We start from the raw sequence: 10,485 nt of genomic DNA on the forward strand, positions 1-10,485 counted from the left end.
TACTGTGAACTGTGTCACGGGAGCGAAAAAGGAGGCGGGAAAGATGACTGTTTTCGCACGTCCGGGCTCTGCCGGAGCGTTGATGTCCTACGAGTCCCGGTACGGGAACTTCATCGGGGGCGAGTGGGTGGCGCCGGTGGGCGGCCGCTATTTCGAGAACCCGACGCCGGTGACGGGCCAAACGTTCTGCGAGGTGGCCCGCTCCGACGAGGCCGACATCGCTCACGCGCTCGACGCCGCGCAAGCGGCGGCCCCGGCGTGGGGCAAGACCGCGCCGGCCGAGCGGGCGGCGATCCTGAACAAGATCGCCGACCGCATCGACGAGAACCAGGCGGCGCTGGCCGTCGCCGAGGTGTGGGACAACGGCAAGCCGGTCCGCGAGGCGCTGGCCGCCGACATCCCGCTGGCGGCCGACCACTTCCGGTATTTCGCCGCGGCGATCCGCGCTCAGGCGGGTTCGCTGTCGCAGATCGACTCCGACACCGTCGCGTATCACTTCCACGAGCCGCTGGGGGTGGTCGGGCAGATCATCCCGTGGAACTTCCCCATCCTGATGGCCGCCTGGAAGATGGCGCCGGCGCTGGCGGCCGGCAACGCGGTGGTGCTCAAGCCCGCCGAGCAGACGCCGGCGTCGGTGCTCTACCTGATGTCGCTGATCGGCGACCTGCTGCCGGCGGGGGTGCTCAACGTCGTCAACGGGTTCGGCGCCGAGGCGGGCAAGCCGCTGGCGTCGAGCGACCGGATCGCCAAGGTCGCCTTCACCGGGGAAACCACCACCGGGCGGCTGATCATGCAGTACGCCTCGCAGAACCTGATCCCGGTGACCCTAGAGCTCGGCGGCAAGAGCCCCAACATCTTCTTCTCCGACGTGATGGCCCGGGGCGACGACTTCCAGGACAAGGCGCTGGAGGGCTTCACCATGTTCGCCCTCAACCAGGGGGAGGTGTGCACCTGCCCGTCGCGCAGCCTGATCCAGGCCGACATCTACGACGAGTTCCTGGAGCTCGCCGCGATCCGGACCAAGGCGGTGCGGCAGGGCGACCCGCTGGACAGCCAGACGATGCTGGGCTCGCAGGCCTCCAACGATCAGCTGGAAAAGATCCTGTCCTACATCGAGATCGGCAAGGGCGAGGGCGCCAAGATCATCACCGGTGGGGAGCGCGCCGAACTGGGCGGTGATCTGTCGGGCGGCTACTACATGCAGCCGACCATCTTCGGTGGCAACAACAGCATGCGGATCTTCCAGGAGGAGATCTTCGGCCCGGTGGTGGCCGTCACGTCGTTCTCCGACTACGACGACGCGATCTCGATCGCCAACGACACCCTCTACGGGCTGGGCGCGGGCGTGTGGAGCCGCGACGGCAACACCGCCTACCGGGCCGGACGCGACATCCAAGCCGGCCGGGTGTGGGTCAACTGCTACCACGTCTACCCCGCGCACGCGGCGTTCGGCGGCTACAAGCAGTCCGGCATCGGCCGCGAGAACCACAAGATGATGCTCAACCACTACCAACAGACGAAGAACCTGCTGGTGTCCTACTCCAACAAAGCGCAAGGGTTCTTCTGATGGTCTCGGGCGCCGTCATCACCCCCGCCGCCGCCGACCTGTTGGCGCGGCTGCAGGAGCGGCACGGTCCCCTGATGTTCCATCAGTCCGGCGGCTGCTGCGACGGCTCGTCGCCGATGTGCTACCCGAGCGGCGACTTCCTGGTCGGCGACCGCGACGTGCTGCTCGGCGTGCTCGACGTGGGTGACGGGGTGCCGGTGTGGATTTCCGGCCCGCAATACGCGGTGTGGAAGCGCACGCAGTTGGTCATCGACGTGGTGCCGGGCCGCGGCGGCGGGTTCAGCCTGGAGGCGCCCGAGGGCGTGCGCTTCCTCAGCCGCGGCCGCGCCTTCACCGACGCGGAGAAGGCCGAGCTGGCGGCCGCGCCCGTCGTCACCGGGGCCGCCTACCAACGCGGCGACCGCCCGTCCGAGCGCGGCCGGGTGGTGGCCGTGGGCAAGTAACCTCGTCAGCGTGATCCCGCTTCCGCGTCCCTGGTTGCTGGCCGGCGCCATGCTGATCGGTTGCGCCGCAGGCATGTTGGCCGCGGTCGCGCTGACCGGCATGGTCCATGCCGGGGCGCGCCCCGGCGTCGCCGTCGCGCTGGTGGTCGGGATCCCCGGCGTGGTCGGGCTGCTGACGGTCCTGTTCTCGGGGCGTCGGTGGGTGACGATGGTGGGCGCGTTCATCCTGTCGCTCGGCCCGGGCTGGTTCGGCGCGCTGGTCGCCCTGCAGGTGGCCTCCGGTGGCTGACGACGACGACCGGGCGTCGAGCCCGGGGACCGAGGCGTTCGTGCCGGACTTCGACGACGACGAGGACACCGGCACCCAATCCTTCGTCCCGGACTTCGACGACGACACCGGCTCGCAGCCGATTCCGGCGGCCGCGGCGGAGGAGAAGGCGGCGGAGCGTGCGCCCGAGCCGCCCGCGGCTGCGCCGGGGGGCGAGCCCGGCGGTTTGCCGGTGCAGCCCATCGCCGTTCCCGGTCGCTACCTGTACCTGAAGTGGTGGCAGCTGGTGCTGGTGCTGCTCGGCGTCTGGGCGGTGTCGGGTCCGGTGGGTCTCGGCTTGTTCTACTGGTGGCACCACTCGGCCAACAAGACCGCCGCGGCGTTCACGGTCCTGGTGTACGTCGTGGCCTGCGGTGTGGGCGGCGTGCTGCTGGCGATGGCGGAGGGCAGGGCGCTGCTCTCGGCGCTGTCACTCGCGGTGATGTCGGGGCCGTTCGCATCCGTCGCCGCCGCGGCACCCCTGTACGGCTACTACTTCTGCGAGCGGGCGGGTCACTGCCTGGCCGGCGTCATCCCGTACTAGGCCGCGATGTCCCCCCGGGTTCGCGGGGGTGGGGTCATGGACGAACGCGAGGCCCCACACTCGACGTCCCAGATGCAGGGGCGCCCCACTAGGGTGGGGGCCGTGACTTCCCACTATGACGTCGTCGTCCTCGGGGCCGGCCCCGGGGGATATGTCGCGGCCATCCGCGCCGCGCAGCTCGGCCTGAACACCGCAGTCGTCGAGTCCAAGTACTGGGGCGGGGTCTGCCTCAACGTCGGCTGCATTCCGTCCAAGGCGTTGCTGCGCAACGCCGAGCTCGTGCACATCTTCACCAAGGAGGCCAAGACCTTCGGCATGAGCGGCGAGGCGACCTTCGATTACGGCATCGCCTTCGACCGCAGCCGCAAGGTGGCCGAGGGCCGCGTCGCCGGCGTGCACTTCCTGATGAAAAAGAACAAGATCACCGAGATCCACGGGTACGGCCGGTTCACCGATCCCCACACGCTGTCGGTCGATCTCAACGACGGCGGGACCGAAACGGTCACGTTCGACAACGTCATCATCGCCACCGGCAGCAGCACCCGGCTGGTGCCGGGCACCTCGTTGTCGGCCAACGTGGTCACCTACGAGGAACAGATCCTGTCGCGAGAGCTGCCGGAGTCGATCATCATCGCGGGGGCCGGGGCCATCGGCATGGAGTTCGGCTACGTGCTGCACAACTACGGCGTCGACGTGACCATCGTGGAGTTCCTGCCGCGTGCGCTGCCCAACGAGGACGCCGAGGTGTCCAAGGAGATCGAGAAGCAGTTCAAGAAGCTGGGCATCAAGATCCTCACCGCCACCAAGGTCGAGTCCATCAACGACGACGGCTCGGCGGTCACGGTGACCGTCAGCAAGGACGGCAACGCGCAGGAGCTCAAGGCCGCAAAGGTGTTGCAGGCCATCGGGTTTGCGCCCAACGTCGAGGGTTACGGGCTGGAGGCGGCCGGGGTCGCGCTGACCGAGCGCAAGGCGATCGGCATCACCGACTACATGCGCACCAACGTCGACCACATCTATGCCATCGGCGACGTCACCGGCCGGCTGATGCTGGCCCACGTCGCCGAAGCCATGGGCGTGGTGGCGGCCGAAACCATCGCCGGCGCAGAAACATTGGCTCTGGGCGACTACCGCATGCTGCCGCGCGCGACGTTCTGCCAGCCGCAGGTCGCCAGCTTCGGGCTGACCGAGGAGCAGGCCCGCGACGAAGGCTACGACGTGGTGGTGGCCAAGTTCCCGTTCACCGCCAACGGCAAAGCCCATGGCCTGGGCGACCCCAGCGGTTTCGTCAAGCTGGTCGCCGACGGCAAGTACGGCGAGCTGCTGGGCGGGCACCTGATCGGCCACGACGTGTCCGAGCTGCTGCCCGAGCTGACGCTGGCCCAGAAGTGGGACCTGACCGCCACCGAGCTGGCCCGCAACGTGCACACCCACCCGACCATGTCGGAGGCGCTGCAGGAATGCTTCCACGGCCTGACCGGCCACATGATCAACTTCTAAGAATCGATGAATTCCGAAGAGACGCGTGACACCGTGATCGGCGTGATCGCCGGCGTCGCCACCGGTTACGTGCTGTGGCTGGTGGCCTTTTCGATCGCCGACGACAACGCGGCGGTGGGCCGGTGGGCGCCGACGGTGTTGCTGCTGTCGCTCGCGCTGGCGGTCTGCGCCACCCTGTGGGCGTCGCTGCAGCGCCGGCGCAAGAGGTACGCGTGGTCGGCGTTCGGCTTCGGATTGCCGCTGCTGCCGGTGGTGCTGACGCTGGCCGTGCTGGCCGACGTCTACTTCTAGACGGGCCGGTCCAGGGGGATGGCCAGCGCCGACATCGTCGCGGCCAGGCCGTCGTATTGGCTTGCCAGCAGGCAGAATTCGATGAGCTGACGCCGATCCAGGTGCGTCGCCAGCTGCCGCCAGGTGTCGTCGGTGACCGTGCGTTGCTCGAGGAACTCATCGGTGGCCGCCAGCAGCGCCTGCTGCCGTTGCGTCAGGCGCCCCTCGACCCGGTCCAGCGTCTCGGGCCATGCGAAGATGGCGGCCTGCAGCTCGTCGTCGAGCCCCTGATGTCGGGCCATTCCGCGATGGTGTTGCAACTCGTATTCGCAACTGCGCACGTGCGCGACCCGCAGGATGACCAACTCGGTGTCGATCGCCGGCAGCCGCCCGCGCAGCAGCCGCCCGCTGTACATCGACCAGGTCCAGAACAGCATCCGCCGCTGCCCCAGCGTGGTGAACAGGTGCATCTCCGGTACGCCCATCCGGCGCGCGGCCGCCTTCGCCATCACCCAGTTGATCGGCCCCAGTTCGCGGAACCGGCCCGACGGGATGCGGCCGTCGGTGCTCACGGTTGCTTCACCAGGTAGGGGGACACGGTGCTGCGGTGCTCGTCGAGATCGAGGGCGCGGCCCAGGGCCGGGAAGGCCCGTTGCGGGCAGTTGTCGCGTTCGCAGACGCGGCAGCCGGCGCCGATCGGTGTGGCGATATCGCCGGACAAGTCCAGTCCCTCCGAGTAGACGAGCCGATGAGCGTGGCGGAGCTCGCAGCCCAGCCCGATCGCGAAGGTCTTACCCGGCTGACCATACCGCGCGGCGCGGCGTTCCACGGTGCGGGCCACCCACATGTAGTTGCGGCCGTCGGGCATCTGCGCGATCTGCACCAGGATTTTGCCCGGGTTGGCGAACGTCTCGTAGACGTTCCACAACGGGCACGTCCCGCCGCTCGACGAGAAGTGAAAACCCGTGGCGGACTGGCGTTTTGACATGTTGCCTGCGCGGTCCACCCGGACGAACGAGAACGGCACCCCCCGCATCGTCGGGCGCTGCAGCGTCGAAAGCCGGTGCGCGATGGTCTCGTAACTGACCGCGTAGAAGGACGACAGCCGCTCGACGTCGTAGCGGAAATTCTCGGCGACGTCGTGGAACTGGCGGTAGGGCAGCACCGCGGCCGCCGCGAAGTAATTGGCCAGGCCCAGCCGGGCCAGCGTGTGCGACTCCTCGCTGGTGAACTTGCCCTCGGCGACCAGCTCGTCGATCAGCTCGCCGAACTCCAGGTACGCCAGTTCGGCCGCCAGCTTGAACACCTGCTGACCCGACGAGAGGTGATTGCTGATCTCCAGCGTCTTGGTGTCGGGGTCGAAGCGGTGCAGCACGGTGTCCCCGAGGTCGATGCGCCGGGTGATGTGCACCCCGTGCACCTCGGTGAGCCGGCGGGTCAGCTCGCGGGCCAGATCACCGTGGTGAAGGCGCATCTTGATGGTGAGGTCCTCGGCGGCGGTGTCCAGCTCGTGCAGGTAGTTCTGGCGTTGGTAGAAGTAGTCGCGCACCTCCTCGTGGGGCATGGTGATCGACCCGCTGCCGCTGCCGTCGGAGTACCGCTCCTCGGTGGCGGCGGCCAGCTGCGCGGTGGTGATCCGGTACCGCCGGTGCAGGTTGACCACGGCGCGGGCCAGGACCGGATGGGCGCTGACCATCTCGGCCACCTCGGTCGGCTCGACGTCGATGTCGAGGTCGCGGTCCATCGTGACCTCGCGCAGCTCGGCGACCAGCCGGGTGTCGTCCTGGGGGGCGAAGAAGGTCGCGTCCACCCCGAACACCTCGGTGATCCGGAGCAGCACGGCCACCGTCAGGGGCCGGACGTCGTGCTCGATCTGGTTGAGGTAGCTCGGCGAGATCTCCAGCATCTGGGCCAGCGCGGCCTGAGAAAACCCGCGCTCGTTGCGGAGCTGGCGAACGCGGGAGCCGACGAAGGTTTTGGCCACCCAAGCAGCCTACCGGGCGCTGCGAAGGCACGGTTCGCAGAGTTGGCAGGCCCGCGCGGTCGGTTCGGGATTGGCGATTCCGCGGGGCGATTTGGCATCATTCGCAGCGGGGGCCGGGGTTAACCTGGGATACCGACGCGGAGGAACGGGGAGACTGAGCCGTGAGCCTGGACAAAACAATGATGCCGGTGCCCGACGGTCATCCCGACGTATTCGATCGCGAATGGCCGCTTCGGGTCGGTGACATCGACCGCACCGGTCGGCTGCGCCTGGACGCCGCGTGCCGGCACATCCAGGACATCGGTCAGGACCAGCTGCGCGAGATGGGCTTCGAGGAGACCCATCCGCTGTGGATCGTCCGGCGCACCATGGTCGACCTGATCCGCCCGATCGAGTTCCAGGACCTGCTGCGCTGCCGGCGCTGGTGTTCGGGCACCTCGAACCGGTGGTGTGAGATGCGGGTGCGCATCGACGGGCGCAAGGGCGGCCTGATCGAGTCCGAGGCGTTCTGGATCAACATCAACCGGGAGACGCAGATGCCCGCGCGCATCGCCGACGACTTCCTGGCGGGTCTGCACAAGACGACCGACATCCAGCGGCTGCGCTGGAAGGGGTATCTGAAGCCCGGCAGCCGCGACGATGCGACCGAGATCCACGAGTTCCCTGTCCGGGTGACCGACATCGACCTGTTCGATCACATGAACAACTCGGTGTACTGGAGCGTGGTCGAGGATTATCTGGCGTCGCACCCCGAGCTGTTGCAGGGGCCGCTGCGCGTCACGATCGAGCACGAGGCGGCGGTGGCGCTGGGCGACAAGCTGGAAATCATCTCGCACGTCCACCCGGCCGGCTCGACGGATCAATTCGGCCCCAACCTGGCCGATCGGCCTGTTACAACGCTCACATATGCCGTCGGCGACGAGGCGAAAGCCGTCGCCGCGCTGTTCGCGATCTAACAGGACGGGCGTCCTGTGAAAATCCGACCTGACCTGCGTAGATACCGTTACTGACGGGTAGCTTCTGAAACGGTTCAGTTAGTGTTCACCTTCGCAAGGTTCGCAACATCGCCTCGAGTTGTTGCCGAAATTCGCAAATGAAACGGGTGGACCTGCGGTAGCACGCTGTGCCATCTTCGAGTTAGCACGCCAGTGAAGTTGAGCCCTCAGCTGCCGCCGGAAGGCGGCTGGCGTCGTAATTCAGCAAAGAACCGTTAAGGAGTAAGACCAATGTCTGTCGTTGGCACCCCGAAGAGCGCCGAGCAGCTTCAGCAGGACTGGGACACCAACCCGCGGTGGAAGGGCGTCACCCGCACCTACACCGCCGAGGACGTCGTCGCGCTGCAGGGCTCCGTCGTCGAGGAGCACACCCTGGCCCGCCGCGGCGCGGAGGTGCTGTGGGAGGAGCTGCACGACCTGGAGTGGGTCAATGCGCTCGGCGCGCTGACCGGCAACCAGGCCGTCCAGCAGGTGCGCGCCGGCCTGAAGGCCATCTACCTGTCGGGCTGGCAGGTCGCCGGTGACGCCAACCTGTCCGGCCACACCTACCCCGACCAGAGCCTGTACCCGGCCAACTCGGTGCCGCAGGTGGTCCGCCGGATCAACAACGCGCTGCAGCGCGCCGACCAGATCGCCAAGGTCGAGGGCGACAAGTCGGTGGAGAACTGGCTGGCGCCGATCGTCGCGGACGGCGAGGCCGGCTTCGGCGGCGCGCTCAACGTGTTCGAGTTGCAGAAGGCCCTCATCGCCGCCGGTGTCGCCGGTTCGCACTGGGAGGACCAGCTGGCGTCGGAGAAGAAGTGCGGCCACCTCGGTGGCAAGGTGCTGATTCCCACCCAGCAGCACATCCGCACCCTGACGTCGGCGCGGCTGGCCGCCGACGTGTGCGGCGTGCCGACCGTCGTGATCGCCCGCACGGACGCCGAGGCGGCCACGCTGATCACGTCCGACGTCGACGAGCGCGACCAGCCGTTCATCACCGGCGAGCGCACCAAGGAGGGCTTCTACCGCACCAAGAACGGCATCGAGCCCTGCATCGCGCGGGCCAAGGCGTACGCCCCGTTCGCAGACCTGATCTGGATGGAGACCGGCACGCCGGACCTGGAGGTCGCGCGCAAGTTCTCCGAGGCGGTCAAGGACGCGTACCCCGACCAGATGCTGGCGTACAACTGCTCGCCGTCGTTCAACTGGCGCAAGCACCTGGACGACGGCACCATCGCGAAGTTCCAGAAGGAGCTCGCCGCGATGGGATTCAAGTTCCAGTTCATCACGCTGGCCGGCTTCCACGCGCTGAACTACTCGATGTTCGACCTGGCCTACGGCTACGCCCGCAACCAGATGAGCGCCTACGTCGAGTTGCAGGAACGCGAGTTCGCCGCCGAGGAGCGTGGCTACACCGCCACCAAGCACCAGCGCGAGGTCGGTGCCGGTTACTTCGACCGGATCGCCACCACGGTCGACCCCAACTCGTCGACCACGGCGCTGACGGGTTCGACCGAAGAGGGCCAGTTCCACTGAGGACGAGCGGGCTTGCCCGCGAGGACGAAGTGGAACCGACATCGGGAGCCACTGCCACTGAGGACGAGCCTTCGCCGAACGTGAAGCCATGGCGGAGAATCCGCCGATTCTCCGCCCTCAGTTCACGTTCGACGGGCTGAAGTAGCATAGGCCCCGCCCGGGGCTACCTGGGCGGGGCCTATTGCGGTGCACCACAACACGACTGGAGACGACAACAAGTGAGCGACGCAGCGATCCAGCGGGTGGGAGTCGTCGGGGCCGGGCAGATGGGATCCGGCATCGCCGAGGTCGCCGTCCGCGCGGGTGTCGACGTGACCGTGTTCGAGACCACCGAGCCGCTGATCACGGCCGGCCGCAACCGCATCGTGAAGTCGCTGGAGCGCGGCGTCAGCGCCGGCAAGGTGACCGAGCGGGAGCGCGATCGCGCGCTGAGCAAGCTCACCTTCACCACCGACCTGAAGGACCTGGCCGACCGGCAACTGGTGATCGAGGCCATCGTCGAGGACGAGGCCGTCAAGGCGCAGGTATTCGCCGACCTGGACCGGGTGGTCACCGATCCCGACGCGGTGCTGGCGTCCAACACGTCGAGCATCCCGATCATGAAGATCGCCGCGGCCACCAAGAACCCCCAGCGCGTGCTGGGACTGCACTTCTTCAACCCCGTCCCGGTGCTGCCGCTGGTCGAGCTGGTTTGCACGCTGGTCACCGACGAAGCCGCCGCCGCCCGCACCGAGCAGTTCGCCGGGGCGGTGCTGGGCAAGCAGGTGGTGCGCTGCTCCGACCGGTCCGGCTTCGTGGTCAACGCGTTGCTGGTGCCGTACCTGCTCTCGGCGATCCGGATGGTGGAGGCCGGCTTTGCCAGCGTCGAGGACGTGGACAAGGCAGTCGTCGCCGGGCTGTCGCACCCGATGGGCCCGCTGCGGCTGTCCGACCTCGTCGGTCTGGACACCCTCAAACTGATCGCCGACAAAATGTTCGAGGAATTCAAAGAACCGCAATACGGTCCGCCGCCGTTGCTGCTGCGCATGGTCGAGGCGGGCCGGCTGGGCAAAAAATCGGGCCGGGGTTTTTACGCCTACTAAAACGATGCGGCCGGGGTAGCAGCCGTTGGACAAGTCCGATATTATCCTCGCGTTCAACAATCGAGAGGGTATCGGGAATCCATGGCCGCGTTGAAACCGTATTACGAAGAGTCGCAATCGATCTACGACGTTTCAGACGAATTCTTCGCACTATTCCTCGATCCGACGATGGGGTACACCTGCGCCTACTTCGAGCGTGACGACATGACGCTCGAGGAAGCCCAAATCGCCAAGATCGACCTGGCGCTGAGCAAGCTCAACCTCGAGCCGGGCAT

At 67.4% G+C, this 10,485-nt stretch carries 12 protein-coding genes; 10 read left to right on the forward strand and 2 right to left on the reverse strand.

Features of this window, described 5'->3' with window-relative positions:
• The first annotated feature begins 43 nt into the window (after positions 1 to 43).
• The 6 genes from A5705_RS09370 (at position 44) to A5705_RS09395 (ending at position 4,652) form a co-directional block, all read left to right on the forward strand.
• Positions 44 to 1,567, forward strand: a complete 1,524-nt coding sequence (locus A5705_RS09370) for an aldehyde dehydrogenase family protein (RefSeq protein WP_068277036.1) — start codon at positions 44 to 46, stop codon at positions 1,565 to 1,567.
• Positions 1,567 to 2,010: a DUF779 domain-containing protein gene (locus A5705_RS09375; RefSeq protein WP_067882792.1), complete on the forward strand. Its 444-nt coding sequence runs from the start codon at positions 1,567 to 1,569 to the stop codon at positions 2,008 to 2,010. Before A5705_RS09370 ends, A5705_RS09375 begins: the two co-directional genes overlap by 1 nt.
• A gap of 10 nt (positions 2,011 to 2,020) precedes the next feature.
• Positions 2,021 to 2,299 (forward strand): putative holin, encoded by a 279-nt coding sequence (locus A5705_RS09380; protein WP_067882793.1) that lies wholly within the window; start codon positions 2,021 to 2,023, stop codon positions 2,297 to 2,299.
• The gene (locus A5705_RS09385; protein ID WP_068277038.1) at positions 2,292 to 2,861 is read left to right on the forward strand and encodes a hypothetical protein; all 570 of its coding nucleotides are present in this window, start codon (positions 2,292 to 2,294) and stop codon (positions 2,859 to 2,861) included. Before A5705_RS09380 ends, A5705_RS09385 begins: the two co-directional genes overlap by 8 nt.
• Before the next feature lie 72 nt (positions 2,862 to 2,933).
• The gene (lpdA, locus tag A5705_RS09390) at positions 2,934 to 4,361 is read left to right on the forward strand and encodes a dihydrolipoyl dehydrogenase (protein ID WP_067882801.1); all 1,428 of its coding nucleotides are present in this window, start codon (positions 2,934 to 2,936) and stop codon (positions 4,359 to 4,361) included.
• Between the two features lie 6 nt (positions 4,362 to 4,367).
• On the forward strand, positions 4,368 to 4,652 hold the full coding sequence (locus tag A5705_RS09395; protein WP_067882795.1) for a hypothetical protein: 285 nt from the start codon (positions 4,368 to 4,370) through the stop codon (positions 4,650 to 4,652).
• On the opposite strand, the gene A5705_RS09400 is transcribed toward A5705_RS09395, so the two are convergent.
• The gene (locus A5705_RS09400) at positions 4,649 to 5,140 is read right to left on the reverse strand and encodes a carboxymuconolactone decarboxylase family protein (RefSeq protein WP_197521253.1); all 492 of its coding nucleotides are present in this window, start codon (positions 5,138 to 5,140) and stop codon (positions 4,649 to 4,651) included. The genes A5705_RS09395 and A5705_RS09400 overlap by 4 nt on opposite strands.
• 59 nt (positions 5,141 to 5,199) lie before the next feature.
• Positions 5,200 to 6,615: an acetate metabolism transcriptional regulator RamB gene (ramB, locus tag A5705_RS09405; protein WP_067882797.1), complete on the reverse strand. Its 1,416-nt coding sequence runs from the start codon at positions 6,613 to 6,615 to the stop codon at positions 5,200 to 5,202.
• A 161-nt stretch (positions 6,616 to 6,776) separates the two neighbouring features.
• Here ramB and A5705_RS09410 point away from each other — a divergent pair, with 161 nt between their 5' ends.
• The 4 genes from A5705_RS09410 to A5705_RS09425 form a co-directional block, all read left to right on the forward strand.
• Positions 6,777 to 7,571, forward strand: coding sequence for an acyl-[acyl-carrier-protein] thioesterase (locus tag A5705_RS09410; protein WP_068277043.1), 795 nt, complete (start codon positions 6,777 to 6,779; stop codon positions 7,569 to 7,571).
• Positions 7,572 to 7,841: 270 nt separating this feature from the next.
• Positions 7,842 to 9,128, forward strand: a complete 1,287-nt coding sequence (aceA, locus tag A5705_RS09415; RefSeq protein WP_067882799.1) for an isocitrate lyase — start codon at positions 7,842 to 7,844, stop codon at positions 9,126 to 9,128.
• A gap of 218 nt (positions 9,129 to 9,346) precedes the next feature.
• Positions 9,347 to 10,210 carry a 3-hydroxybutyryl-CoA dehydrogenase gene (locus A5705_RS09420; RefSeq protein WP_067882800.1) on the forward strand — a complete coding sequence of 288 codons (864 nt, stop codon included), beginning with the start codon at positions 9,347 to 9,349 and terminating at the stop codon, positions 10,208 to 10,210.
• 81 nt (positions 10,211 to 10,291) lie between these two features.
• On the forward strand, positions 10,292 to 10,485 hold a 194-nt coding region (locus A5705_RS09425), incomplete at its 3' end, for a class I SAM-dependent methyltransferase (protein ID WP_197521252.1).

The organism is Mycobacterium sp. E787, from assembly GCF_001668725.1.
Taxonomy (GTDB): domain Bacteria; phylum Actinomycetota; class Actinomycetes; order Mycobacteriales; family Mycobacteriaceae; genus Mycobacterium.